The sequence below is a fragment of the Rhizobium sp. RM genome (assembly GCF_013390595.1).
GTDB lineage: Bacteria > Pseudomonadota > Alphaproteobacteria > Rhizobiales > Rhizobiaceae > Agrobacterium.
In genome coordinates this window covers 112,570-138,863 of the sequence record NZ_JACAWV010000020.1, presented here as the reverse complement: position 1 = coordinate 138,863, position 26,294 = coordinate 112,570, and the positions used below count along the sequence as shown (strand labels likewise).

Sequence of the window (26,294 nt, the reverse complement as noted above, 5' to 3'; positions counted from 1 at the left end):
TGGCCGCCTTCACCGAACGCGATTGTTTTCGATAAATTCGAAATTGATGTCCTCGCCGAGGCCTGGGCGATCCGGCACGTGGACAAAACCGTCGCGATCCATCGGGTCAGACAGCGATTTCAGATAATCGTGCCCATCGTCATATTCGAGGAACGGGTGAAGAAGGCCCCGCTCATACCAGCGGCAATTTTTTGTTGCCGCCACAACGTGCAGGTTCATCGCCGTGTTGCCGTGCACCTCACACTCCATGCCAAAGGCCTCGGCCAGATGCATGGTCTTCAGGGCGGGCGTGATACCACCGACATCGTTGACGCCGGTACGCAGAATGTCGCAAGCGCCTGACTTGATCCACTCGGCGCGATGCCAGTGCTTGCCAGCGGCGCTTTCGGGACCGACGACCGGAATATCGAGATTATCGGCAAGCCACTTGTAGGAAGACAGCGACTGCTCATCCATTGGCTCCTCGATCCAGTCGAAGCCAAGTTTTTCAAGGCCGCGACCGAGTTCCAACGCATCGGTACGCGAATACCAGTGAAACGCATCGATCATCAGGCGAATATCGGGGCCCACAGCCTCGCGCACAGCAGCACAGGCTTTCAGGTCCATCTTTACATCGGGCGCCCAACTTACCGGCGGCATCCAGGTGTGTAGCTTGATCCCTTTGTAGCCACGCTTAACAAGCGTTTCACCGAACCGGCCATAGTCCTCCGGCGTGGCAAGGCCGCCTTCGATTTCATCGCCGCACATGATTGACCCATAGGCCAGAACCTTGTCGCGATAACCACCGATCAACTTGTATACAGGCTGATTCAACGTGCGACCGGCAAGATCCCACAGCGCGCAATCAACAACCGCAAGTGTGCGATCGGTAAGCTGTGCAGCGGAGCCACGCTGCCAATGGGCAAGATCCTGCCACAGACGTTCGCGATCGCGATAATCCTGTCCGATGAGCACCTTTTTCACGAACTTCTCGATGACGTGCGGACGCACAATCTCCGGAGCTGTAAACGAATGCCCTTCATGACCGTCTTCAGTGCGAATGGTGAGCATGGCCTGCTCGACCTGGTGCGCGGGACCCGGATGTGCATGGCCAGCACTGTCCGAATGGCGGCGCGTGGTCGTGCGGAAAACCCGCACTTCGACGTCGGTGATAATCATTGTTCCTCCAGTATGCAAACAGGCGCAGTTTCGAACGCCGTCTTGTCTAACACGATATTAGACAGACAACAGACAACTTGTCAAACTTGCATGACAAATAATCAGCTTTGTATTGTGAAGCCTGCGATAGGCCAGACAAGACGCTGATCTATCTAAATAATCACGAAACAGTGCATCCTAGCAACAACGTCAAGCGTCCATCGAGACGATGGGACATGTCGTGCAACACAGCTCCTGACATGGAAAACTCGCGCGTTTTTTGCCATTCCAGTCTTAAGAGGAGCAACTTGTGGACAGATTAAGAAACAACTCCATTGGCCTGTGTAGCGTTCGATGCGCTGGAGTAGCGGCAAATGGAAAGCGCAATGTTGGGGCCAACGGATAGCGCCGTCGTAACCGATGGCCCGCGACGAGAAAAGCGTGCCGCAAGGGGTTTGCGGCACGCCGGTTGGTCCAAATTCACGTCAGCGTCTCTTGGGTCTAGGGTACCTGGGCGCCGGTCGCCGCGACATAGACCGAGTAAAGCGACTTCGTTGCTGTGATGAACAGGCGATTCCTCTTTGGACCGCCGAATGTGAGGTTTGCCACCGTCTGCGGCACCTTGATCTTGCCGAGCAACGTCCCGTCCGGAGAAAAGCAGTGCACCCCGTCCCCTGCACTCGTCCAAAGATTACCCGCCGTATCCAGCCTAAACCCATCGGGCAGGCCTTTGTCGATATTGCAAAACTCTCGCCCATTAGCGAGCTTCACACCATCAACCACGTCGAAGACGCGGATGTGGCGCGGGCGGGAAACGTCATGACTGAAGGAGCTATCTGCAACATAGAGCCTGGTTTCGTCAGGTGAAAAAGCAAGACCATTTGGCTGAACGAAATCGTCGATAACGATCATGATCTCGCCTGTTGCGGGGTCCAGCCGATAAACATTGCGGGTTTTCTGCTCGGGTTCGGCCTTATAACCTTCATAATCTGAGAGGATGCCGTAGGTCGGATCAGTAAACCAGACACTGCCATCAGACTTTACCACCACATCATTGGGAGAGTTCAAACGCTTTCCGTCGAAACTGTCAGCGAGCACAGTGATGGAGCCATCCACCTCGGTCCGCGTGACACGTCGCCCGCCATGTTCACACGATACCAGCCTCCCCTGCCGATCGCGGGTGTTTCCGTTTGTGAAGTTCGACGGCTGGCGGAAGACCGAAATCCCGCCATCCGGTACCCACCGTAGCATACGCTCATTGGGAATATCACTGAACAGGAGGCAATTCAGGTCCGAGAACCAGACTGGCCCCTCCGCCCAACGGCAGCCGGAATAAAGCTCTTCCAGTTCGGCATTGCCGACAATCAGGAGACGAAAGCGCTCATCATGGATTTCGTACGGAGAGGTGAGGTCTGTTGTCATGTGCGTTATCCGCTTGCAGCTTCTTGTTCAGGGTTCAGCGCGTTGCCTTGGGGCCACTTGCCAGTAGAATGACGGAAATGATGATGAGCCCGGTGAGAATGAGGCGAATTCCAGCGCCGAAGCCGTAGGTATTCAACATGGAAACCACCAGAAACATGAAGAGCGAGGCGCCCCAGATGCCCGGCACGTTGGAATCTCCACCCGCGACGGCTGTCCCGCCGATCACCACAACGGCGATAGACATCAAGAGATACTCCGAGCCCATATTGAGTGCTGCACCGCCGGAAAAACTGGCGAGAAGGTAACCGGCGATAGCCGCCAGCACGGCACACAGCACATAGGTGATAAAGCGCGCGCCATCGACGGGAATACCAGTCATACGGGCAGCGAAGGTGCTTTGCCCTATCGCCGAAATCCAGCGGCCGTAAAACGTGCGGTCGAGCAACAGCCATGCGATGACAGAAAGCAGCAATGCCACAAGTGCCACGTTTGGAATGCCCAGCAGGCTTGAGGTGGCAAATGTCGCCAGGGTTTCCGGAGGTTTGATACGCAGGCCACGGTTTGACCAGATCGCAATGGATTGCACGATAAAACTCATGGAAAGCGTTGCGATGATCGGCGGAATGCGCAGAAGCTTTATGAGCGCGTAGTTTCCAATGCCAATACCGATACCGATCAGTATGGCCACCAGCAAACCTGGCAGGATCAGTCCGTCCGACACATCCATGAATTTGAGCGCTAGCGTGCCGGACAGCGTCATCGTCGCAGGGACGCAGAGATCAATATTTCCCGGCCCAAGCGTGATAACGAACATCTGGCCAATTCCGACAATGACCGAAAAGGCCGCGAATGTCAGTGCCGCATGCGAGAGACCAAAGGAGCTCGCGCCACCGGTGAACAGAACGGTGATGGTCCAGACCGCCGCCGCAGCCGCAAAAGACCAGATCCAAGGTTTCTTGGAGAGAGTAGCAAAACCGTTCATTGATTTTTCTCCCGCTTTTCAAGACGGTTGAGCAGGATGCGCAAGGCAAGCACGATGATAAGGATCGCTCCCTGGGCACCAATTTGCCAGTCAGGTGAAATACGCATGAAAGACAGAAACGAGCCCGCGAGCGTCAGCGTCAGTGCACCGATCACCGCGCCGATGGGCGAAACACGGCCACCGACAAATTCCCCACCGCCCAGAATGACACCAGCAATCGACAGGAGCGTGTAGCGCAACGCGATGTTGGCATCAGCAGACGTCGTCAATCCGACCAGTGCAATGCCTGAGAGCACCGCGAAGAAGCCGGCAAGTGCAAAGGTACCAGCACGAATGCCGACGACAGACCAGCCGGACCGCTCGACAGACCGGAAATTTCCGCCGACGCCGCGCATCAACACACCAAAGGAAGAGCGCATGACAATGTAGTGAGCTAAGGCAGCGATGAGGATACTCGCAACGATGGCAATCGGTACAAATGGCGGTTTTGCCGTCATGAGGGAGCGGATGAACGCAGGAGCCTGTCCTCCCGGCGATGGCAGTATCAGGACTGCAAGACCGCCCCAGACGAAACTCATGCCGAGTGTCACAACGATGGACGGCAATGCACGAATATGGATGACGGCGCCAAGCAGAGCATAGACGGCGATCGCTCCGGCGAAGATCAAAATCCCGACAAGTGGCGCATCCTGCAGAAACGTCGCAGTCACGCAGGCACAGAAACTGACGAATGTACCCATCGACAAATCGAGATCGTTGACGGACATGATCAGCATCTGCGCAATCGTGGCAAGTGCGATTGGCACCGCGAGATTGAAGAGCAGATTGAGGCCCGTGTAACTCATAGCGCGCGGCTGCATGTAAAAGACCGCGATGAGAAGAAAGCTAAGGGAGGCGGCAGGAATGATAAGGCGTAGAGCGCTCGCAGAGACCTTCATGCGTGATCGCCTCCGGAAAACGATGCAGCCAGCACATTCTGTTCGGTTATATCCTCGCCGATCAATTCCGCCTGGATGGCACCATCACGAAACACATAAACTCTGTCGCAAAGACGAATCTCATCCATTTCCGTAGAATACCAGATGAACGTGCGGCCATGAGATGCTTCGGTTCTCAAGATATCGTAGACCTCCTGTTTGGTACCGATATCGACGCCACGCATCGGGTCGTCCATCAGCACAGTGCCGGCCGTAGTTGCGAGAGCGCGCGCAAAAAGCACCTTCTGCTGATTGCCGCCGGAGAGAGAAAGAATTTTGTTGCCCATATCAGGCGTGCGGATCTCGATACGTTTTTTCCATTGAGCGCCGAGTTCACCTTCTTTTTGCCGGTCGACGAGACCCAAGGAGGAGATATCGCGTAGTGAAGCGATGGAGAGGTTTTTTAGAATGCTCCACAAGGGAAACGTGCCGTTCAGGCTGCGGTCGCCAGCAACAAAGGCGATGTCGGTCTTGCGAGATGGCAGCCAATTGCTGTTTTGCGTGAGATATAGATCAAGTAGCGCTTCCGTCTGGCCGTGACCGCCTAGACCTGCCAACCCAACGATTTCACCACGATAGGCTTTAAAAGCGAGACCTTCGCCCTTACGAGCAGGCATGGACAAAACCAGGTCACCCGCCCCCTGATCGTCGCGTTTGCGTCTATCCTGCTCCTTGACGACACTACCCATGGTTTCTACCAGCGTGCGGGTGGTAAACTCGCCAACAGGCCGGTTGGCGACGGCCCGACCATCTTTCATCACCACGATACGGGTCGCCGTCGAAAGAATTTCGCCAAGAATGTGCGAGATCAACAAAACAGAGCCGCCGCCGCGAACGAAATGACGAACATAGTCCATCAATTGCTCAGCCAGCCCCGCATCGAGCGAGGATGTCGGTTCGTCAAGGATCACCAGCCTCGGCGCCTCCGGGCTCCGACAAAAATTGATGGCAATCTCGACCATTTGCCGTTCAGCGATCGAAAGTTCATCAACGGTCAGTTCGCAGTCGATACCGTGGCCAGGGAAAATGTCATCCAGTGTCTGCCGGATCATCGTAAGCGCACGGCCGCGCCAGTTTCGTCCGCTCATCGCCGCATGCATGACCCTGACATTTTCGCTGATCGTCAGGTTCGGGCAGAGAGAAAGCTCCTGGAAGACACAACGCACACCGTTGGCTCGTGCTACAGCAATGCCGTGATGGTGCTGGTGACCGCGGTACGAGACGGCCCCCTCATGCGGGGTCAACCCGCCATTGATAACGTTGACGATCGTAGATTTTCCCGCACCGTTGTGGCCAACGAGCCCGACGCATTCGCCTGAGCGGATAACCAGATCTGCACCATCAAGCGCCTTTACCGCGCCGAATACGACTTTCACACCGCGCGCGGCGACGACCTCTTCGGTCTCGATGATGTCATTCATGAGCAAATACGCCAGTAATCTGCGACGAGGAATAGAGCGAGGTCGCGGCGCCCTTCAAAGAACGCCGCAATCTCTTGTGATCAGGAAGCACGAGCCTATTTGGCCGAGGAGATAACCTTCTGGGCATCTTCCAGCGAATATTCGACATTCGCCACCCCACCCTTCTGGGTGTTCTTGAGATTGTCCTCGAGATTGCCCTGATCGATGCGAAGGAAGGGAACGGTCAGATCCTTCTTGACATCCTTGCCGTCAAGGATTTGCTGGGCCACCCAGAAGGCAAGCGTAGAGACGCCAGGTGCAATGGAAACCGACATGGTTTCGTAACCGCTCGCGTCCTTCTGCTGCTTCCACCATTGCAACTCGTCTTCACGGTTGCCCATGACGATGGTCGGTGTCGGGCGCTTTGCAGCAGCAAAGGCCTGCGCCGCACCATAGCCGTCGCCACCCTGCGTCACGACAGCAGCAACCTCAGGAAGGCTCGGCAGGATACCTGCGACAGCGCGCTGTGCGACATCCTGCGCCCAATCGCCATTAACTGAACCGACAATTTTGAATTGCGGGTTTTTGGCAACGCCAGCAGCAATGCCGGCGTGAATCTCGTCATCCACCGAGACACCTGCCAGTCCGCGGATTTCCAGCAGGTTTCCGCCCTTCGGCATTGCTTTCGCAAGATAGTCGACCTGGCTTTCGCCCATGGCCTTGAAGTCCACGGCAATACGCCATGCGCACGGCTCGGTGACGATGCCGTCAAAGGAAACGACAATGATACCCGCGTCACAAGCTTCCTTAACCGCACCGTTCAACGCGGTAGGAGATGCAGCATTGATGACGATCGCATCATAACCTTGAAGAATGAGGTTCTGGATCTGGGCGGCCTGCTCGGTCGCCTGGTTCTCGGCAGTCGTGAACGGGTCGGCCGCAGCGACCTGTTTATCGGCCACCGCCTGTTTGGTGATTTTGTCCCAGCTCGTGAGCATGGCCTGGCGCCATGAGTTCCCAGCATAATTGTTCGATAGCGCGATTTTTTTTGCCGATGTGTCGGCGTGAGCGACGATCGGCAAAGCTGCGCACGCGACAGCGACCGATGCCAAAAGCATCTTCCTGAAAGCCATTGATTTCCTCCCTGGTGGCTTGCCCTTTGCGGGCCGGAAATCCGATCTCCCGCAAATCTCCTCGGCGGTAGTCGAAATTCCTTTGCACTGGAGCTCCTTTCCCCAGTACAAGCGAGAATGACCAAGAAGATTGGGCTTGTATAGGCGCATAACGGCAATCTTTCTGCGCGTTTCCGCAGAAAGGATGCGGGAACCCGCAAGACGAACAGCATCGTGAAGCGCACAATAAGTTGCTGGTGCTCGTGTGACACCCAATATCGATACGGCAGGCGCTTGGGAGGGCGTCCGCACATGCTGGACACGCCAAAAAGCGCTCTTTTCCATCACTATATGGGCATTTCGCGTCTGCTTGCCGGGCAGCTCGAGTTCAATGCGATCATTCAGGCAGTGGCGACCGAGGTCACCCATATCATCCCGCATGACCATCTTGATGTCTGCATCAAGCAACTCGACGACAAATATCACATTGCCTATGAAAGTGGCCTCGCAAGCGCCTGGAGCAAACAGCCACCGGCACTTTTGACGGGAAGCCCTATCCGCTCGGTGCTGTCAGGCGAGGTCGACTATCTATTGAGCGGGGATGCCTGCGCGGATCCACGTTTCCATTTCAAAGGCGCCTTTTCCAGCCCGATCATAGAGCTCAATCTACATAGCCGTCTGCATGTGCCGATGAAGGTGCATGGAGACATTATTGGTGCTTTGAGTTGTTCGTCACATCAATCCAATGCCTACTCGATGGAGGATGTCACCAATGCCCGCGCCGTCGCGGATTTGCTGGCCCCCTATTTTTACGCGATCCGCGCCGCGGAGCAGGCAAAGCGTTCCGCGATTGAAGAAGCCCGTGCCAACGCCCGCGAGGAGGGCCTTCGGCTGGGCGCCCTACAATTGACCGAAGCGCTGGAGGCCGAACGACAACGCATAGGCATGGATCTGCACGATCAGACACTGGCGGATTTGACGCGGCTTGCACGACGTATCGAGCGGATGAGTTATACGACAGACCTCTCCGGTGAGATGCTCGAGCCGGTGGTGCGAAGCCTCCAGCATTGCATGCAGGATCTGCGTGAAATCATCGAGGAGGCAAAGCCTTCAATTCTGCAATTGTTTGGTGTCGTGCAGGCAATCGAAACCTATGTAGACCGGTCCGTGCGCGACAGCGGATACATCATCAACTGGTCAGTCGCCGACGATACGGATGGTCTGGTCGAAACGCTCGATAAAACAGTGGCGATTTCGCTCTTCCGTATCGTTCAGGAGGCAATCAACAACGCAATCCGCCATGCCCAACCCGAGGCGATTGCGGTGACATTATCGATTGTGAATGGTGGCCTCAGGGTCAAAATCAGCGACGACGGTACGGGCGGTGGCGAAAATGGCAGTGTCGGCGGTCATGGCATCAGCAACATGAAAACAAGGGCGCGGCTGATTTCCGCTCGGTTTGAGATTGGCAGGAACGATCAGGCTAAAGGTACCTGCATCACCGTTTTCTTGCCCAAGGATGTTTTCGACGGGCGCAAGGAGCTTTGACATGGATGTGTTGATTGTTGAGGACGACGCTTTGCACCGCGCCTATCTTAACGAAGCAGTGCGGGCCGCCCTGCCGGAATGCGACACCGTTCTGGAAGCTGCAAACGGCAGGACCGGCGAAAAACTCGCACGCGAAAACCGCGCGGCTCACATCGTCATGGATTTACAGATGAACGAGCGTAATGGCATTGAGGCTGCTCGCACCATCTGGAAGGAAAGACCTGATACTCGCATCCTGTTCTGGTCGAACTACTCCGACGAGGCCTATGTCCGAGGGGTATCCCGAATTGTTCCGGAAGGCGCAGCCTACGGTTATGTTCTGAAATCAGCATCCGACGACCGCTTGCGGTTGGCATTGCGCAGCATTTTCATCGAGGCACAATGTGTGATCGACCGGGAAGTGCGCGGTCTACAGGAAAAAAGCCTGGGCAAAGCGCACGGCTTTACCGACTCCGAGTATGAGATCCTGGTCGATGTTGCACTCGGTCTGACTGACAAGGCGATTGCCCGTCGGCGCAATCTTTCGCTACGCAGCGTGCAAAATCGCCTACAAAGTCTTTACGAAAAACTGAACGTTCATCAGGCCGCCGGCGACGATGAAGCTGAAGGCCGATACAATCTCAGAACGCGCGCAGTGACCGTCGCCTTCCTGCGCAAGCTGTTAAACTACAGCGCGCTCGAACGGGCAGAACGAGAATTGTCCGAATGGGCGGGACCCCGTTAACCGCCTGATCCGGTCTCACTAGACCCGTAAGGCTTCAATCACGGCACGCAAGCCTGCGGATATATACCTGCGTGTCGGGTAATAGATGTAGAGCCATTCCATCGGGGCGCTCCAGGACGCTAGGCATTCTACCAGCCTGCCATCGGCGATATGGGGGCGTGCCCTCTCCTCCCAGACATAGGCGAGACCGATGCCGGAAAGCGCCGCCTCAACCATCAACTCGTGGTCATCAAGCGAGAGCGGTCCCGACGGTTGAAATTCAATGATTTTTCCAGCTCGACTGAACTCCCAGGGATATGGCGTGCCACTAGGGTAAATGTTGCGCAGACAGACATGACTCTGCAAATCCTCCGGAGATTTCGGAGCCGGATGCGTGGCGAGATATGCGGGCGAACCAACCACCGCAAACCTGAGACGAGGGTTGATCTTTACCGCCGTCATACCATCCCGAAGGCTTTCTCCGAGCCTTATCCCGGCGTCAAACCCCTCCTCGACGATATCCACCAGTCTATCCGTTGTAACAATCTCAACTTCAAGATTGGGATTGGCCGTTATCAGTGGTGCCATGACCGAGCGGAAAACGAAAGGCGCGACCGAACTCGGCGCATTGATGCGAACTTTTCCGAAAGGTGTATCGCGAAACTGGTTCAATGCATCGAGCGCTGAACCAATGTCTCCGAATGCAGGTGAAAGCTGTGCCAGAAGCATTGCGCCGGCGTCTGTCAACGAAACGCTGCGTGTCGTCCGGTTCAACAGACGTATGCCCACCCGCGCCTCAAGATTGCTGACCGCGTGACTGATTGCGGATGCGGTCACACCTCTCTCCTCCCCAGCCCGGCGAAAACTTCGATGCCGAGCAACGGCATCGAAAGCTGCAAGTTCAGACAGATCGGCTGCGCGCATTAATGAGCCTCGCTCATGATTGAAGAGAGAATTACCTCTCTAATCAAAAACATGAAAAGGGTCCAGATTTCTCCTCGCAAGCCTCTGAACGCCTTACCGACAAGGAGAAACCGATGGCCGACTTTATTGCTCCTCCACAAAACAAAACATCGCCGTTTGCCGACATGCACGGCCACCACGTCGCCGTTCGCACACCTGACCTTGAAAGTGCTAAACGCTGGTATGTCGAGAAACTTGATTTCCGGGTGGTCGCGCAATGGAATTACGCAGATGAGCAACTCGCTTATCTTGCCCCGGCGACGGACGACCATTTCTACATCGAAATACTGGGGGGCGGCGATCCCTCTCCCATCGAGCTTCGTCCCTACGCAGATCTCGGAGACAGCCTGAAATATGCCGGCTACCACCATTTCTGCCTGAACGTCACCAGCGTCATCGATACGGTTGAGGAGCTGCGAAAACGCGGCGTCACCATCGTGACCGAACCCTTTGAATTGCCCGCGATCAGCCGGCGTCTCGCGTTCTTCTGTGATCCCTTCGGCAATCTGATCGAACTTGCTGAAGTGCTTGCCTGATCTTTCCTCATCGCCGCCCGCTCATCATCCGACGACGGCTCATCAACATCTTCATCTTACAAGGAGAATACCCATGAAAACCTGGTTTATCACAGGTGCATCCCGCGGCTTTGGCGCTCTCGTCACGGAATTGGCTCTGTCCAATGGAGATAACGTCGTCGCCACGGCCCGTAGCCCGAAGGCGATAACCGATCGTTTCGGAACACATCCCAATCTGATGCCGATCTCGCTTGATGTCACCAACGAACAGCAGGCCGAAACGGCAGCACGTGAAGCAATCGCCCGCTTCGGTCGCATCGATGTCCTTCTGAACAATGCCGGCTTCGGACTGATGGGAGCGGTTGAGGAAGCTTCTGCCGCCGAGGTAGAAGCAGTTTACCGCACCAACGTCTTCGGCCTCCTGAATGTTACACGCGCAATCCTGCCGCATATGCGGAAAGCGCGCTCGGGTCGCATACTCAATATTTCCTCGATCGGCGGCTATCGCGGTGCTGCGGGATTTGGTGTCTATTCGTCGACCAAATTTGCGGTTGAAGGAATAAGTGAAGCCCTGCACGATGAACTCGCACCGCTTGGTATCCATGTGACAGTGATCGAACCGGGCTATTTCCGCACCGATTTTCTCGACAGCACTTCGCTGTCCGTCAGCAAAAACATTATCGCCGACTACGCAGCCACCGCCGGGATGGTCCGCTCGGTCGCGGCCGACCTCAGCCACAACCAGCCCGGTAATCCGAAAAAGCTGGCGGCAGTTCTCCTCGAGTTCGCAGATGCCGCCAATCCCCCGCTGAGACTGCCCCTCGGCAGTGACACTGTCGCCGCGATTGAAGACAAACATCGCAAAGACGCGGCAATTCTCTCGGAATGGCGTGCGGTATCGATATCGACCGATTTCATTTCTGAATGACACTCTTCATACACAGAGGCGGAGATAACTCGTCTCTGTGTATTTTTTTCTCTTACAATTGAGAACGCTGGCTCTCTGGGAGCTCTACACGACTTTGCTAGCAGCCATGATACTGCGGCGACAATTCAATCCTTGTCCTGCTTTTCGGATGCAGGCACCGCGACGAAATCATTCATGCTCTTGAGAAACGCCTGGAACTGATCCTTCCCCATGGAAGCTTCAATCCGGGCGCGGGCACGGGCAGCAGCTTTGGTGAGCTGATCCAGAACTTCGATCCCCGCCGGCGTGATGTGGAGAAGGCGGGCGCGTTTGTCAGAGGGGTCAATCGTTCGTGTGATCAGTTCGCGTGCCTCCAGGATCTCGACACACTTGGTGACCGAAGAGCGATCAAGGGCGATGCGTTCACCAAGCATGTTCTGTTGAATGCCAGGTTCAATCTGCACAAAGGCAAGTGCGCTGAACTGTGTCGGAGAAAAGCCAATGTCCTCCGCTTCCTCGGTAAATATGCCCAAGGCGACCTGCTGGCAACGCCGCAGGAGGATACCGTGGGTGTTAAGCATATGCGCGGCTGTAAGCATTAAGACTGCGAGTGCCTCTTCCCAGAATTGACAATAGGAAATTAGTGGCGTAGCTGATTATCAGTAATCCAACTAATTTATGGAAGGACGCTGCGCTTTGTTGTCGCAGACCTCCAGCATCGATGACACGACTGAATCCATGACTGAATACAGCTTCCCTCCCCATAACAACGCGCCGGCCTTTCACGAGACTCGATAGAGGCTGCCGCAGGGCAAATATTGCCCGACCTTGCCCGCTCGCGCAACGCTCCGCAACCGGCGTTTTCGCGCCTGGTTTTTCCTGCGCGGCGGTTCCAATCATTGAAGTGGACGAACGATAGTGCCCCAAACAGCCAACACTTTATCTCGCCGCAGCTTGCTGCTCGGCGGAGCAAGCCTCATCGGCGGCAGCATGCTTGCTACACTCTGTCCGCCGCTGTCGCTTGCAGCGACAGATGCCGCCGACATGAGCGGGCGCTTCATGAGAATGTCCAACCTGTTGATCGACCATCGGCTGAATGCCGATGTCGGCGCGCGCATCGCAGAAACGGCCTCCAAGCAATACGTCCGCTGCTCCGAAATGCTTGATGCAATCATCGCCATTGCCGAGAAAAACAACGCCAAAGTCGTCGAGGACTTCTTCCCCGACGTGCCGGATGGAGAACTGAAGGATTTCGCTTTGTGGGTAATATCTGCCTGGTATAGCGGCTGTTCCTCCGAAAAGCGCGATGCGACGGTCTTCACCTTCGAAGAAGCGCTCACCTTCAAGACGACGGGCGATATCGTGACGATCCCGTCTTACGGACTGACTGGTCCAAACATGTGGCACCGTCCAAGCGTGCCGCTCGCGGATATGCCGCGTTTCTAAGAAAACCCAGCGAAGAAAAGACCTTTCCCATGGTTACCAAGAACAGTGCCGACGTCGTCATCGTCGGAACGGGCGTCGTTGGCGTCGTTATCGCAGAACAATTGCTCGATGCCGGTCATTCCGTTTTGATGATCGAGGCGGGGCCGCGCGTTACGCGGGCCGAAGTCGTCGAGAACTTCCGAAACGCCCCACTCGGTGTCAAAGGCGATACATCCGTTGCCTATCCACCGCGTCCCTGGGCACCCCATCCAACCGGCGGAGAAAAGCCGGAAGACGCCTATCTTCAATTGAGCGGTCCCGACAGTTACGCCCAGACCTTCATTCGTTACGCCGGGGGCTCCACCTGGCACTGGGCTGGTACGTCCTGGCGCCTGACACCCGAAGACATGCGTCTTCGCTCTCTCTACGGCGTTGGCCGAGACTGGGCGTTCGATTACGACACGCTCGAGCCCTATTACGTTCGCACTGAGCAAAAGCTTGGCATCTGCGGCCCCTCTGACCCTGCGCTGCAATGGCCGCAACGCCCGCGCTCTGCACCCTACCCCATGCCTGCATTGCCGTTCTCTCCCGGCGAAAACCGTTTCACCGAGGTCGTGAAGACCCTGGGATACAACAACATTCCGGTCGCGCAGGCGCGCAACAGCGGCATGCCCTACGATGACCGCCCCGCCTGTTGTGCCAGCAACAACTGCGTCCCCGTCTGTCCCGTTGGGGCACGATACGATGCGGCAACCTCGCTACATCGGCTGGAAAACAAAGGCGCCACGATCCTTGTCGATTCTGTCGTCTACAAGGTGGAGACCAATGCACAGAACAAGATCGAGGCTGTCCATTACCTCGATCAGAACAAACAGACACATCGTGTCACCGGCAAGCTTTTCGTCCTCGCCTGCAATGGCCTCGAAAATCCCAAGCTGCTCTTGATGTCGGCAGACGACCGCAATCCAAACGGGGTCGCCAACAGTTCCGATCAGGTCGGCCGCAACATGATGGATCACCCTCAGCTCACATTGACCGTGACGACGAAGGAACCCTTCTGGGCAGGCGTTGGACCCGTGGTCAACAGCGGCATTATGGAAACGTCCCAAGGGGCATTCCGCTCCGAACATGCTGGCGCCTATTTCCGCTTCAACAACTTCGCCCGCAACCGTTTCGTCACCTTCGCGGCCTTGAAGAAGGGGCTCGTCGGCAAGGCGCTCGACGCCGAAATCCGCCGGCTTACAGCCTGCACGGCCGATATCGTCGCTGCGCACGAAGTCCTTCCAGACCCGAACAACCGACTGACGCTATCCGAAAAGAAAGATTGGCTCGGCTTGCCCAAGCCATCGATCCACTACGATGTCGGCGAGTACACCCGCAAATCTGCCGAAGTCTATTCGCTGCCGATCGGTCGTCGCATCGCCGAGGCGATGGGCGCGACCGACGTCAAGATCAGCCCCAAGTTCAACCAGAGCAAGCACATTATGGGTGGCACGATCATGGGCAATGACGCGAGCAATTCTGTTGTCGATGCCGACTGCCGCTCACACGACCACGAAAATCTTTTTATTCCCGGCGGTGGTGCCATGGCATCCACAGCCTGCGGCAACAGCACGATCACCATGACCGCTCTTGCCATCAAGGCCGGTGATGCAATCGTCAGCCAGATGCGGGGCGCATGATCATGACTACAAAGACATTCGTTCTCGCCTTGGCTCTCGGCGCTTTCCTGCCGGGCATCAGCACTGCGCAGGAGTTCTCGAAAGAACTGGTGGACAGAGGCAAATACCTCGCCACCGCCGCCGATTGCATCGCTTGCCATACAAATCATCATGGCGGCGAACCAATGGCCGGCGGCTTACCGATGGCCTCTCCCGTTGGCACGATCATGTCGACCAACATCACGCCATCGAAACAATTCGGTATCGGAAATTACAGCGAAGCGGCATTTGCCAATGCTGTCCGAAAGGGTGTTCGTGCCGACGGCGCCAATCTCTACCCGGCGATGCCTTATGTGTCCTATTCTGTGATGACGGATGAGGACATCCACGCGCTTTATGCTTATTTCATGCAGGGCGTCGAGCCGGTTGAGAAAGAGGCCCCGCAGACCAGCCTTCCTTTCCCGATGAACATCCGGGCGTCGATGATGGGCTGGAACCTTCTGTTCCGCCCCAGCGGAACCCATGTGGATGATCCACAGCGGTCGGCCGAATGGAACCGTGGACGATATCTCGCCGAGGGTGCTGCACACTGCAGCACGTGCCACACGCCACGCGGCTTGCTTATGCAGGAGCAGAAGGCTGCCAATCTCAGCGGTGGCCAGGTCGGCCCCTGGTATGCGCCTGACATCACCAACGACAAGGTCACCGGTATCGGTTCCTGGAGCCAGCAGGACCTCGTGACCTACCTGAAGACCGGTAGACTGGATCACCGCGCCCAGGCGGCCGGAAGCATGGCGGAAGCGATCAGCTACAGCTTCCAGCACCTGACAGATGCCGATCTCAACGCGATAGCCACTTATATTCGCAGCGTGCCATCCGCTCGCCCTGCGAAAGAGACGGCAGCTCCGACCCGCTTCGATCTGGGCAGCGCGGCGAATGAATTGACCGGGTTCCGCGGTCAAAACTATGCAAAGGGCCTCGCCGGCGTAAACTCCGGTGCGCAAATCTACTCCGCCAACTGCGCATCGTGCCATGGCTTCAACGCTGAGGGCACAGGTGACGGATATTACCCAAGCCTGTTCAAGAACGCCGCAACTGCTGGTGACAACGGCGTCAATCTGATCGCAACGATCCTCTATGGTGTTGACCGTCATACCGGAGACGACCACGCATTCATGCCACCGTTTGGTGATCAGTCCAATGCGTTGACGTCGCTTAACAACGTCGAAGTGGCATCACTTGCCAACTACATCTTCAAACATTACGGGAACGCCGATCTTGCCGTAACGCCAGATGACGTTCAGGTTATCCGTAATGGCGGCTCAGCCTCCAACCTGGTGGTCATGGCACAAATTGGTGTCGGCGCCGGGGTAACCGTAGCCTTGGTTGTCCTGGCTACAGGACTTTATGTGCTGCTACGTCGGCGCCACCGCAAATCCACCATGCCGCTATAGGGATGACCATACATTATTGACGCATACGTGTTGCTCGCCATGCCATGGCGGGCAACCTACTGTTTTGACAAAGCTTGACAGGTCCCTGTCCACAAGACATGCCATTTTCGATGGCATCTGAACAATCGGGATCATTTTGCGAGCAGCCACACTAGGATTTTGGGCCACATTCCTCGTCACGACTTTGTTCGCCATCTGCGCGGTCGCGGTCGTCCGCTACAACACGGGATTGTCGGAACTTGCCGCCACGACCCGGCAGACTGATGTCCTGCTGGCAGAAAAACTGGCGCAGCACGACGCACACCTGACGGCGCTTGCGGCAGTCGTCCGCATGTCGAACGATGAACCTGCAGAAAGCCTGCAGGGGCTCGCGCAATCCGTAAGCACGTTTTATTCACGCATTACGAACATCGCCACGATCAGGATCGAAGGCCCGGTCTCGCGCGTGGTCACCTATGGCGCAGCGACAGGTCCACTTGTCTCCTCCGAACCCACAGAAGGTTTGCTCCAGCCACAAAGCCCTGGTGACACAATGGTTCGCGCAATCCCGGGCGCGCACGCCTATGACATCTACAAGCTGGTTGAGTTCAATCGGCTGCTGCGGCTGAGGATCGACGCAACCCGATTGCTGGCAATCGAGCAGATGCCACCGGAGTATTCTGTAGGCCTGTCTCTCGGCGACAGTGTGCTTTTCACGCGCCCAACGAGCGCACCTGCCATCACCTCGGCAAGCGAAGCGCTTTCGTCCTCCAATGCCGGACAACCTCTGAAGCTTACCGTCAGTCGCGTTTTCGGACCGAAAGAACTGTTGCCTCCACTAGTTCTGATACCGGTTCTCGTTGTGCTGGCTGGAGCACTCTGGCTTGTTCGACAGTATCGCCATGCCAGCAGCGAGCGACGGCGTCAGGAGCAACGCGCGGCCCTGCTTGAACAAGAAACGCAGCTTGCTCATGCTGGGCGGGTAAACGCGCTCGGTGAAATGGCGTCAGGGATTGCACATGAACTGGCCCAGCCTGTGGCTGCAATGCTCGCGCAAAGCCAGGCAGCGCGCCGCGCGATCACGATCAACCGCACAGACATTCTCGAACAGGCGCTTGACGCCAATGTCCGAGAAGCCAAAAGAGCAGGAGACATTCTCAGCCGTATGCGGGCCTATATTTCCGGAGCTGATGCAAAGATCGAGAATGTGTCCTTGACTGACGCGCTGACTGGTGCACTGCGTCTGGTGGAGACCGACATTGCACAAAGGGGCATCGTTCTGGAAACGTCGATTTCCGAGAAGCCATGTCTTATCGCCATCGACGTCATTTCCTTCCAGCAGGTGATCCACAATCTGATCCGCAATGCTGTTGACGCGCTGGTCAACCGCCCGGCCCCACACATCAGAATTTTGGCTGAACCTCAAGGAAAGGAAGTGATCATCAATGTCAGCGACAACGGTCCGGGCTTGGACCCTGCCTTGATAGAGCGCATATTCGAACCATTCTTCACGACGAAGAAAGACGGGATGGGTCTTGGCCTTCCGCTTTGCGCACGCCTCATCGAAAAAATGAACGGCACACTTGAAGCACACAATGATGATGGCGCCTGTTTTACGATCCGCATACCATTGGGGAGCGCCGAATGATCTACGTCGTCGATGATGATGCCTCCGTTCGCGAAGCCCTTTCTCTGCTTCTCGCCACCTACGGCAAAGAGGTGACCGCTTTTTCCGATGCCGCCCATCTTCTTGCCCATCTGGACAAAGCAAAGCCAGGTGTCATCATTCTGGATCTGCGCATGCCAGCAACCAGCGGACTTCAGCTTCTGAAAAAACTGTCCGAGATGGATATAGATTGGCCGGCGATCATGATCACCGGGCACGGCGATATCGAAGCCTGTCGTCGCGCTTTCAAGGCAGGCGTCATGGATTTTCTGGTGAAGCCGGTGGACGAACATGTACTGATTGACGCGATCACATCATGCGAAGCCAAGCTGTCAGAATTGATGGCGCAGCACGAAACGGGCAAGCTGCTGGAACAACTCACCAGCCGCGAACGCGAAGTCATCGACCTTGTCACAAAAGGTTTCGGCAGCAAAGAGATCGCGGCCGCGCTCGGTGTATCGATCCGTACCGTGGACAGCCACCGGGCAAATATTGCGCTGAAACTTGGAACGCCTGCCGTTGCTGAACAGACGCGTATCTGGCTTGCGCTTAATCGGTAATTCTACCGATAGAGGTCAGTGTCTCTGCGAATTTTGGCAATATCTCTCTTTGGCTAAATATGTCTCCAGCAACACCAGCAACTGGAGACCCACGGATATGAAAAACGTTTTGCTTTCGATCGCACTTTCAACCGCTTTCGCAAGCTGCGCCTTCGCGCAAGACACCGTCAAGCAGACGAGCCTTGGCACGGCTGCGGCAGTCGAACTGGCGAACGCAGCAGTCGCCGCGTGCTCTGCCGAAGGTTACAATGTTGCGGCAGCCGTCACCGACCGGGCTGGCATCCTGCTGGCACTGGTTCGCGCTGAAAATGCTGGTGCCCACACGGCAAATGCCGCCACGGCCAAGGCATACACATCGGCATCCTCACGCAATCCAACCAGCGGGATGGCTGAAACCGTCTCGAAAAACCCCGCAGCTGCCGGTCTCGTCGACATTCCAGGCTTCCTGGTTTTGGCGGGAGGCGTTCCGCTCAAGATCGGAAAAGACACCATCGGTGCAATTGGCGTTGGTGGCGCGCCCGGCGGTCACCTCGATGAGGCTTGCGCGACGAAGGCGATCGAGAAACTTGCTGACCGGCTGAAGTGAGCTTCAATGATCGATGACCAGCGCCTGCCAAATGACTTGCGGGTGCTGGTCTTCTCTATTCTGGCAATAGGCTTACGTCACTGCGTGACGGGGCGTGGAGCAGGTAACGGCACACTCTCAACGGTTTCGCTGGCCCATGTGCGGATGGCGTAGACCTGGCTTGGCCCCTCACCTTGCAAATAGGTTTCGTGGCCGGGCAACCCCATTGGGTAAAGCGCTTCGCGGCTGGTCTCGTAAGCCGCGCTCTGGTTGGTACAGAGACGTATCCGCATATCTTCCGGCGCGACCTCTGGCCTGTTTGGAATGTCATCCACGCGCTCCGCACGTGCCGCCAATTGCCCGTCGAAGGCCTGAGTGAGGTACTGCGCGGAACGCTCATTGCGTTCTCGCTCCGTAGTCGCACCGAGCACGACGACCATAACCTGCTTGCCATTGCGCGTGGCAAGGCCGACATAGTTTCTCCCCGACGCACAGAGAAAACCGGTTTTCATTCCAATCGTGCCCGGGTAGCGGCTCAGGAGCAAATTGTTCGACTTGATCTCCTTGCCGTCGATGGTCACTGCCGTGGCCTGGAAGAAATGGCGGTACTCGGGAAACAGCCGATCAATTTCCATACCAAGGATCGCAAGATCACGGGCCGTTGAATAATTCTGCCGGCTGAAAAGACCGTTCGGACTGGCGAAATGCGTACCAGTCATCCCAAGCTGCGCGGCCCTCTCGTTCATGCGGGCAACAAATTTTGGTTCGCTGGATGCAACGGTTTCGGCCAAAGCGACCGCCACGTCATTTGCAGACGCGGTAATCGTCGCATAAAGCGCATCCTCGATCGTCATCGTTCGGCCAAACGTGAGGCCAGACTCCAAAAACGCCTGTTTCGTCGCGTTACGCGACATCACAACAGGCGTCTTCAGGCTCACGACATTTGCATGAAGAGCCTCGAAGGTCAGCAGAGCCGTCATCATTTTGGTTGTCGAGGCCGGATACCAAGGCACGCCGGCATCCTCCTGATAAAGCACATCACGGCTTGCGACATCCACAACCAGCACCGGCGTTGCACTGGCCGGCACGCTCGCCAGGCAAGAGGCAACAAGCAAAGCGCCTTTGAACATTCGCTTCGTCGGCTGTTTTCCCGGCATATCCGGGTTGCCAGGTAAGCCGCATCCTAGACGATGAAAAATGGAATGCTTTGAGAATAACATGGGCAGATGCTTTGGCTGTGGTCGGTTCATGTGAGATAGGGAAGATCGAGCTGATGTGTCGAAGCCGTCGCAAGATCAGAAAAACAAGATGTTCGAATACTACCAGTACCACCGACAGCGCAATGGCTAACGCTTCGACATCACGAGAAACTGTTCGGCTCTGACGGGCCCCTGCGAGATCGGTTTGGACTAAGCACAGATGCTTCCTGACGAATTGATATCCGCGTTCCGAGACGATAACGTCACGCACGGAAGATCGGGTTTCCTTAGCAAAAACGAGAACATGATGAGTGATTTGAAGACCGTCCTGGAGCAGGAGCGCAGACTTGTCCTGCCGAAGTTTGATGAAGATATCGCGTTCGAGCTTGGAACAATCGGCTGGAGAATTGCCAGCGAGCGGCAATTGCCAATTGCCATCGATATCAGAACGTTCGACCGTCAGATTGTCTATCTGTCGCGGCCAGGCGCCTCCTCAAACAACAGCGAATGGGTGAGACGCAAGGCAAACACCGTGCGCCGGTTCCTGAAGTCAACCTATCGCATCGTGCTCGAGCAGGGTCGCGAGGGTGAGTTTTCACCGAAGACCGGTGCCGATATCGCCGACTACGTCATGGCAGGCGGTGGCTTCCCGATTGTCGTACAGAACGCCGGAATTATCGGAAGCCTGACAATCTCAGGTCTCACCGGGGAAGAAGATCATGCATTTGCAGCCCAGATCCTCATGGAGCATCTGAAAATCGATCCAGCGTGAGCGGGATCTTTGGCGATACCCGCAAAGGGTTAAAGCATACCCCGACTTAAGCGTCGGGGTATGCCTGATTTTAGAGGGCCTTGAACAAGGTTTTCAGGGTCGCCGGCTGACTGCGGTGATATTGAGGAGCGGCGGAAACTTCGCCACCGAGCGCTGCGGCAGCATGCCATGGCCAACGTGGATCATAGAGAATCGTGCGGGCCAGACCGATCAGATCAGCATCTCCCGTCGCAACAATACCTTCCGCCTGAGATGGCTCGGTGATCAATCCGACAGCAACGACCGGCATCTTCACGGCAGCCTTCACAACGCGCGCGAATGGCACCTGGTAGCTAGGAGAAACAGGGATCTTCTGCTCGACATGCAGGCCGCCAGTCGAAACATTGATCGCATCGCAGCCACGCAGCTCGAGAGCTTTGGCAAATTCAACCGTTTCCTCGAGATTCCAGCCACCATCGTGCCAATCCGTCGCGGAAACACGGACAGAGACAGTCTTGTCTGCTGGGAAGGCCGCGCGTACCGCGTCGAAGACCTCCAACGGAAAGCGCATCCGGTTTTCAAGGCTTCCACCGTATTCATCCGTTCGCTGATTGGCGAGCGGCGACAGGAACGAATGGAGCAGATAACCATGCGCGGCGTGTATCTGTACAGCATCGATGCCGATACGCGCGGCACGGACGGCAGCTTCTGCGAAAGCGTAGCGGATCGCGTTCATGCGCTCGCGGCTGATTTCGGTCGGCGCATTGTCGGTCGATTTGAATGCGACAGGCGACGGCCCCTCGGTTTGCCAACCATTCTTGTGCTCTGGCGCAATCTGCCCACCACCCTGCCAAGGTAGATCCGTCGATGCTTTTCGTCCGGCATGAGCAAGTTGGATAGCAATCGGGATGTTCGACCACTTCCTGACGCCCTGGAGTGTTTTGCGCATCGCATCTTCAGTTGCGTCATCGTACAAGCCGACGTCTGCGTAGCTGATGCGCCCTTCAGGGACAACTGCTGTCGCCTCGATCGTCAGCAAACCAGCGCCGGAAAGGGCAAGCTGCCCAAGATGAATAAGGTGCCAATCCGTCATGCAACCGTCGACGGCCGAGTAGGTGCACATAGGAGCAATGGTTATACGGTTCTCGAGTTCGAGGTTACGGATCTTGAAGGGTGTAAAAAGTTGGGGTTGGGGCATGAGGTCACCTTTGGTATGGGATAGGCCATACCTAGGACGCAAGCGGGTATGCGTCAAGCCATACCTTAGACTTGCACCAGGCAGCCAATCCTCGTAATTTACAGTATGCCAGAAATTCTTCCCCAGCCCACGCGTGATGAAATCGACCTCAGCGTCGTGTTTTCCACCCTGTCCGATCCCTTGCGTCGCACGGTGATTGCCATTCTGGCGACGCTCCCTGATTGCACTGAGCGCAACTGCGCATCGTTCGGCTTTCCGGTCGCCAAAGCGTCGCTGACCCACCACTTCAAAATTCTTCGCGAAGCGGGTTTGATCAGCCAGATCGACTACGGTAACCGTCGCGCGTCCTCGCTTCGTCGTGACGACATTGACGCCCGGTTCCCGGGCCTTCTCGCTCTTTTGATGGAAGAGCTGGAGCGGGATGGTGGTGTCGATAAAGCTGTCGCCTCAACCGGAAAACGTTGAGCCATCATTGCTGCTTCACGATGACTGAAAAGCACGTGTTATCCGTCGAAGTACAGCGTTGGCGTGATCCCCCGTCACCGCAGAAATCATCACGACATCCAACGTTGGAAGCTCTGGTAGAAGAGTGCCGTTGATCTCCCGCACCCCGGCAGGTGCTGCGCTCTGCGCCAGAAGTGCAACGCCGATCCCAGCTTCAGCCGCCGCCCCCACAGCCGTTGCTCCAGTCCCTACAAAGACCTCACGCCAGGCAATATTCTCGCTCTCCAGAGATCGAAGCGCCATGGCGCGCAGATTGCAGGGTTCCGGTTGAAGCACGAGAGGTACAGGGGCGTCCGGAGGCAGACTGAAGTCCACGCTGCAGTACCAGTTGAAGTTTTCCTGAAACAAGGTCTCACCGTCGCGACGGATATCGTCGTGCCGTAACACGACGATCGCGTCGAGCTCGCCGGAATCGTAAAGTTCGAGCAGCGTTCTAGTGCCGGCGGTTCGAAGATGAAGCGTTACGCTCGTCTCCCGTTCACTCACAACACGAAGGATGCGGGGCAGATCGGCACCGATCAAGTGATGCGTGACACCAATCGCAAGACGCGTTGGTTCTTTACCAAAAACATCAAGGGCGCGACGGCCCGCAGCAACATAAGCACGTGCCGGCTCCAGGAAACGCTCACCTGCCGCCGTCAAACGGACGCGACGCGGTGTTCGTTCGACAAGACGATGCCCCAGCATGTCTTCGAGCCTGCGCAAGCGTAGGGAGATCGCGGCTTGCGTCGTGCTCATCACTCCAGCAACCCGAGTGAATGACTGTAATTCGGCGACGAGAAGAAAAGCCTCGACGGCTTCAAGATCAAGGGAGCGCATACATCTATAACAAACTGTTATCGCTGAAATGCGCAAGCCCCTAATTCTGCAGACTTTAATAGAGCGCTATTCCGACGAGAACTCTCGATAGGATTTTCTCGTGTCATCACAAATTTCACCGCCCTCCCCCACATCCGCAGTTCCCGTCGTCCCTCGAATATGGGCAGTCCTTGCAGTGGCGGTAGGCACTCAAACTGCAGGCTCCTTTGTTTCGCAAGGGATTTACATCCTCGTACCCTTCTGGCGCGAAGCGTTCGGCGTCTCCCTCGCATCAGCCTCACTGGCTGTGACCGTCATGAACGGCGTCCAGATAGCAACCATGTTCATGCTTGGTCGCGCCATTGACAGTCACGGTGAACGCCGCATCGTCGGCATTGCAATGCTCGGTATGGCAATCGCTATGGCCTGCGCTGCGACATTCGCAGACAGCCTGCTGGCACTACTTCTCTGCATGGCATTTTTGGGTGGCACCTACGCTGCGGTGCAGCCGGGCGGTACACGTGCGATCATGCGCTGGTTTCCACCGGCAAAACGCGGCGTAGCCACGGGCTTCAGACAAGCCGCCGTCCCTTTTGGAACGATGATCGCAGCAGCTCTTCTCCCCTTCATCGCAGTTCAGCATGGCTGGCATGCTGCGGCTTGGCTCAGCGCCGCTGTTTCCTTAGCCGGTGCAGCACTCTTCTGGGGACTATATCGCGAAGGAGACGATCTCGCCGCCAAAACCGAGCGACCACTTCCACTGTCGAAACTCGTTCGCACCGTTGGGCAAAACAGGAATTTCTGGCCTGCATTGCGCCTAGGCATTGCTATGTCCGCATTCCAGTTTACCTTTACGGCACACGTCATAAGCTTTCTTGCAGATGGTTTGGGGCTTGGGCTTTTCGCAGCGTCATCCATGTTTGCCGCAACGCAGCTTGTCGGAATTCCCGGTCGCATCCTGTTGCCGTGGATTAGCGATCGCTTCCGGCCCGGGCGTCGCAGCCAATCCTTCGGCCGCGTGTCCGTGATTGCAGCAAGCGCTGCCGCGACGCTTGCGGCTTTACCCTTGGGAACTCCCACACCAGTCATTCTACTCGTTCTTGTTGGCCTCGGTATTTTTGGAATCGGCTGGTTTCCGCTCTACCTTCTTGAAATCGCGGAAAGTGCACCGAAAGGTTCGATCGCATCTACCGTTGCCTTCGCCTCCACGATCTGTTTGGCGGTCATGGCACTAGGCCCCTATGTCTTCGGACTTCTCGTCGACCATTCTGGCTATGGCCTGGCGTGGTCGGCACTCGTCGTGCCGGTGTTCGTCACGGCGCTGCCTTTGGCCATATCATCACCGTCTCATCCGAAATAGTTGCGGATGACCGGCGCCATGTCGTTAATGGAGGTCGATGATCGCCGGGAGAAGAAAAGAATGGCTTACCTCATCCAAAGGCTGGAACAGCATTCCGAACTGCTCGGTGAGTTTGCCGAACTGCTGGAAGAAATGCAGGCGCACTACGACGTGCCCTGCCCCACCCGCGAAAACATTCTGAACGGATTGAAGGAACGGCCCGACGCGTCCGAGATCATTATCATCACCGAACAGGGCACTATCCTTGGCTTTGCTGCCTTTAGCGCACTCTACCCCGGCCCTTATCTGCAACCCGGTCTTTTCCTGAAAGAACTTTATGTCCGGCAGCGCTACCGAAGCCGGGGCCTCGGTCAAAAATTGCTCGCGCACTTGGCACAGCTTGCCGTGGAGCGCGGGCTTTCGCGGATCGATTGGACGGCAGATGCGAATGACGACCGCTTGTTGCGCTTCTATGACAACATTGGCGGCACGCAGAAACCGGAGAAGATCTTCTATCGTCTCGACGGAGAGGCGCTGAAACGGCTGGCGAACTGAACTAGTCTCTCATCGTCCGGGCTTCTTCATAGAGCCATTGCTCGAAAAGGCGCATGGACTGGCTGGTCGGAATATTGCCAGGCTTGGTGAACCAATATCCGAGGTCGCTCCGGTATCCCATTCCGCAGGGATTGACGAGACGCCCGGCAACAAGGTCATCGACAATGAGACCGTGCGGGATCAGCGCCATGCCCTGCCCCGCAAGTGCTGCGCGGATGACCATGGTGTAATAACCGAAACGCATGGTGTGGCGGATTTCAAGGCCCTTTCTGTCATTCGCCTTGGCAAAAAAAGGCCAGTGAAACGGGGTCTGAGGATGCTCCAGCATCACCCCTCTTGAAACGGCTTCGATGGTGCCATGGTCACCTAACTTTTCCCAGTAGGAGGTGGCACTGACCAGGCGGACGTCATTGCCGAACAGATAGGCACCTTCTTCTTCAGCACCGGGGCAAACGACAAATCGCACGCTTCCGTCCGGCACTTCGGTCTGCGCCTTCGAGACAAAGGTGGTGAACTGCACTTCGATTTCCGGATGTGCCTCGGTAAATTGTGCAAAGCGCGGCAACAACCAACGATCTCCGAAGATCGGCGGCACCTGAAGACGAAGCACGCGCGGTCCCGGCCTGAGGCGCGCGACCTTCAGCGCAGCATCTTCCATGGCCTTTATGGCCGTTCGGGCATGGTCAATGTAGATGGCACCCAATTCGGTCGGAACCATGCCGTTCGGTGTTCGTGAAAAAGCCGGGCCACCAATGATATCTTCAAGTCCGATCAACTGCTTACTGACTGCACTTTGAGACAGTGCCAGCGGCTCGGCTGCAGCGCTCGTTGACCCGCGCTCTGCCACCGCGAGCAAAACCTGCAACGCCGTCATCGATGGAAATTGTTTGCGACCGGACACTTTGACCTCGCCGTTAGTCGCTTTCAGCCTAGTCCCCAAAACCATGGCTGGCTAGTCGTTTTTGTCATAGACC

Annotated in this window: 26 protein-coding genes; 14 read left to right on the top strand and 12 right to left on the bottom strand. The window is 56.4% G+C overall.

What is annotated here, in order from left to right; genetic code table 11:
* Window positions 1–9: 9 nt before the first annotated feature.
* The 6 genes from HWX89_RS16030 to HWX89_RS16005 form a co-directional block, all read right to left on the bottom strand.
* Complete coding sequence (locus HWX89_RS16030; RefSeq protein ID WP_138791740.1) at window positions 10–1,158, bottom strand: mandelate racemase family protein; 1,149 nt, start codon at window positions 1,156–1,158, stop codon at window positions 10–12.
* Between the two features lie 480 nt (window positions 1,159–1,638).
* Window positions 1,639–2,559 (bottom strand): SMP-30/gluconolactonase/LRE family protein, encoded by a 921-nt coding sequence (locus tag HWX89_RS16025; RefSeq protein ID WP_138791741.1) that lies wholly within the window; start codon window positions 2,557–2,559, stop codon window positions 1,639–1,641.
* 34 nt (window positions 2,560–2,593) lie between these two features.
* On the bottom strand, window positions 2,594–3,541 hold the full coding sequence (locus HWX89_RS16020; protein WP_138791742.1) for an ABC transporter permease: 948 nt from the start codon (window positions 3,539–3,541) through the stop codon (window positions 2,594–2,596).
* Window positions 3,538–4,479 carry an ABC transporter permease gene (locus HWX89_RS16015; protein WP_138791743.1) on the bottom strand — a complete coding sequence of 314 codons (942 nt, stop codon included), beginning with the start codon at window positions 4,477–4,479 and terminating at the stop codon, window positions 3,538–3,540. Before HWX89_RS16015 ends, HWX89_RS16020 begins: the two co-directional genes overlap by 4 nt.
* The gene (locus HWX89_RS16010; RefSeq protein WP_138791744.1) at window positions 4,476–5,939 is read right to left on the bottom strand and encodes an ATP-binding cassette domain-containing protein; all 1,464 of its coding nucleotides are present in this window, start codon (window positions 5,937–5,939) and stop codon (window positions 4,476–4,478) included. The genes HWX89_RS16015 and HWX89_RS16010 overlap by 4 nt, the downstream gene beginning before the upstream one ends.
* A gap of 95 nt (window positions 5,940–6,034) precedes the next feature.
* Window positions 6,035–7,051, bottom strand: a complete 1,017-nt coding sequence (locus HWX89_RS16005; protein ID WP_138791745.1) for an ABC transporter substrate-binding protein — start codon at window positions 7,049–7,051, stop codon at window positions 6,035–6,037.
* A 291-nt stretch (window positions 7,052–7,342) separates the two neighbouring features.
* On the opposite strand from HWX89_RS16005, the gene HWX89_RS16000 reads away from it, so the two are divergent.
* Both HWX89_RS16000 and HWX89_RS15995 read left to right on the top strand, forming a co-directional pair.
* Window positions 7,343–8,578, top strand: a complete 1,236-nt coding sequence (locus HWX89_RS16000; RefSeq protein WP_138791746.1) for a GAF domain-containing sensor histidine kinase — start codon at window positions 7,343–7,345, stop codon at window positions 8,576–8,578.
* A 1-nt stretch (window position 8,579) separates the two neighbouring features.
* On the top strand, window positions 8,580–9,302 hold the full coding sequence (locus tag HWX89_RS15995; RefSeq protein ID WP_138791747.1) for a response regulator transcription factor: 723 nt from the start codon (window positions 8,580–8,582) through the stop codon (window positions 9,300–9,302).
* Between the two features lie 18 nt (window positions 9,303–9,320).
* Here the strand turns inward: HWX89_RS15995 and HWX89_RS15990 are convergent, their stop codons facing one another.
* Window positions 9,321–10,205, bottom strand: a complete 885-nt coding sequence (locus tag HWX89_RS15990; RefSeq protein WP_138791748.1) for a LysR family transcriptional regulator — start codon at window positions 10,203–10,205, stop codon at window positions 9,321–9,323.
* Between the two features lie 113 nt (window positions 10,206–10,318).
* Between HWX89_RS15990 and HWX89_RS15985 the strand changes: the two genes are divergently transcribed.
* Both HWX89_RS15985 and HWX89_RS15980 read left to right on the top strand, forming a co-directional pair.
* Complete coding sequence (locus tag HWX89_RS15985; protein ID WP_138791749.1) at window positions 10,319–10,780, top strand: VOC family protein; 462 nt, start codon at window positions 10,319–10,321, stop codon at window positions 10,778–10,780.
* 73 nt (window positions 10,781–10,853) lie between these two features.
* On the top strand, window positions 10,854–11,687 hold the full coding sequence (locus tag HWX89_RS15980) for an oxidoreductase (RefSeq protein WP_138791750.1): 834 nt from the start codon (window positions 10,854–10,856) through the stop codon (window positions 11,685–11,687).
* A gap of 125 nt (window positions 11,688–11,812) precedes the next feature.
* Here HWX89_RS15980 and HWX89_RS15975 read toward each other — a convergent pair whose 3' ends face one another.
* Window positions 11,813–12,199 carry a MarR family winged helix-turn-helix transcriptional regulator gene (locus HWX89_RS15975; RefSeq protein WP_178340798.1) on the bottom strand — a complete coding sequence of 129 codons (387 nt, stop codon included), beginning with the start codon at window positions 12,197–12,199 and terminating at the stop codon, window positions 11,813–11,815.
* Window positions 12,200–12,584: 385 nt separating this feature from the next.
* Here HWX89_RS15975 and HWX89_RS15970 point away from each other — a divergent pair, with 385 nt between their 5' ends.
* From HWX89_RS15970 to HWX89_RS15945, 6 genes are all read left to right on the top strand, one after another.
* Window positions 12,585–13,112 (top strand): sugar dehydrogenase complex small subunit, encoded by a 528-nt coding sequence (locus HWX89_RS15970; protein WP_210271425.1) that lies wholly within the window; start codon window positions 12,585–12,587, stop codon window positions 13,110–13,112.
* Window positions 13,113–13,141: 29 nt separating this feature from the next.
* Window positions 13,142–14,773, top strand: a complete 1,632-nt coding sequence (locus tag HWX89_RS15965) for a GMC family oxidoreductase (protein ID WP_138791753.1) — start codon at window positions 13,142–13,144, stop codon at window positions 14,771–14,773.
* 2 nt (window positions 14,774–14,775) lie between these two features.
* Window positions 14,776–16,206, top strand: coding sequence for a c-type cytochrome (locus tag HWX89_RS15960; RefSeq protein ID WP_210271424.1), 1,431 nt, complete (start codon window positions 14,776–14,778; stop codon window positions 16,204–16,206).
* A gap of 136 nt (window positions 16,207–16,342) precedes the next feature.
* Window positions 16,343–17,833, top strand: a complete 1,491-nt coding sequence (locus HWX89_RS15955; protein ID WP_138791755.1) for a sensor histidine kinase — start codon at window positions 16,343–16,345, stop codon at window positions 17,831–17,833.
* Window positions 17,830–18,411: a response regulator transcription factor gene (locus HWX89_RS15950; RefSeq protein WP_138791756.1), complete on the top strand. Its 582-nt coding sequence runs from the start codon at window positions 17,830–17,832 to the stop codon at window positions 18,409–18,411. Before HWX89_RS15955 ends, HWX89_RS15950 begins: the two co-directional genes overlap by 4 nt.
* 97 nt (window positions 18,412–18,508) lie before the next feature.
* Window positions 18,509–18,997 (top strand): GlcG/HbpS family heme-binding protein, encoded by a 489-nt coding sequence (locus HWX89_RS15945; protein WP_138791757.1) that lies wholly within the window; start codon window positions 18,509–18,511, stop codon window positions 18,995–18,997.
* A 77-nt stretch (window positions 18,998–19,074) separates the two neighbouring features.
* On the opposite strand, the gene HWX89_RS15940 is transcribed toward HWX89_RS15945, so the two are convergent.
* Window positions 19,075–20,133, bottom strand: a complete 1,059-nt coding sequence (locus HWX89_RS15940; protein ID WP_138791758.1) for a D-alanyl-D-alanine carboxypeptidase family protein — start codon at window positions 20,131–20,133, stop codon at window positions 19,075–19,077.
* A 349-nt stretch (window positions 20,134–20,482) separates the two neighbouring features.
* Here HWX89_RS15940 and HWX89_RS15935 point away from each other — a divergent pair, with 349 nt between their 5' ends.
* A complete protein-coding gene (locus tag HWX89_RS15935) occupies window positions 20,483–20,947 on the top strand; it encodes a heme-degrading domain-containing protein (RefSeq protein ID WP_178340797.1) in 465 nt (154 codons plus the stop codon).
* A 70-nt stretch (window positions 20,948–21,017) separates the two neighbouring features.
* Here HWX89_RS15935 and HWX89_RS15930 read toward each other — a convergent pair whose 3' ends face one another.
* The gene (locus tag HWX89_RS15930; RefSeq protein WP_138791760.1) at window positions 21,018–22,124 is read right to left on the bottom strand and encodes an NADH:flavin oxidoreductase/NADH oxidase; all 1,107 of its coding nucleotides are present in this window, start codon (window positions 22,122–22,124) and stop codon (window positions 21,018–21,020) included.
* Window positions 22,125–22,229: 105 nt separating this feature from the next.
* Between HWX89_RS15930 and HWX89_RS15925 the strand changes: the two genes are divergently transcribed.
* The gene (locus HWX89_RS15925; protein WP_138791761.1) at window positions 22,230–22,589 is read left to right on the top strand and encodes an ArsR/SmtB family transcription factor; all 360 of its coding nucleotides are present in this window, start codon (window positions 22,230–22,232) and stop codon (window positions 22,587–22,589) included.
* Between the two features lie 15 nt (window positions 22,590–22,604).
* Here the strand turns inward: HWX89_RS15925 and HWX89_RS15920 are convergent, their stop codons facing one another.
* The gene (locus tag HWX89_RS15920) at window positions 22,605–23,447 is read right to left on the bottom strand and encodes a LysR family transcriptional regulator (RefSeq protein WP_138791762.1); all 843 of its coding nucleotides are present in this window, start codon (window positions 23,445–23,447) and stop codon (window positions 22,605–22,607) included.
* Between the two features lie 100 nt (window positions 23,448–23,547).
* Here HWX89_RS15920 and HWX89_RS15915 point away from each other — a divergent pair, with 100 nt between their 5' ends.
* Together HWX89_RS15915 and HWX89_RS15910 are read left to right on the top strand one after the other, a co-directional pair.
* A complete protein-coding gene (locus HWX89_RS15915) occupies window positions 23,548–24,786 on the top strand; it encodes an MFS transporter (RefSeq protein WP_138791763.1) in 1,239 nt (412 codons plus the stop codon).
* 60 nt (window positions 24,787–24,846) lie between these two features.
* Window positions 24,847–25,320, top strand: a complete 474-nt coding sequence (locus HWX89_RS15910) for a GNAT family N-acetyltransferase (RefSeq protein ID WP_138791764.1) — start codon at window positions 24,847–24,849, stop codon at window positions 25,318–25,320.
* Window position 25,321: 1 nt separating this feature from the next.
* Here the strand turns inward: HWX89_RS15910 and HWX89_RS15905 are convergent, their stop codons facing one another.
* On the bottom strand, window positions 25,322–26,266 hold the full coding sequence (locus HWX89_RS15905) for a LysR family transcriptional regulator (RefSeq protein ID WP_178340796.1): 945 nt from the start codon (window positions 26,264–26,266) through the stop codon (window positions 25,322–25,324).
* Window positions 26,267–26,294 lie beyond the last annotated feature (28 nt).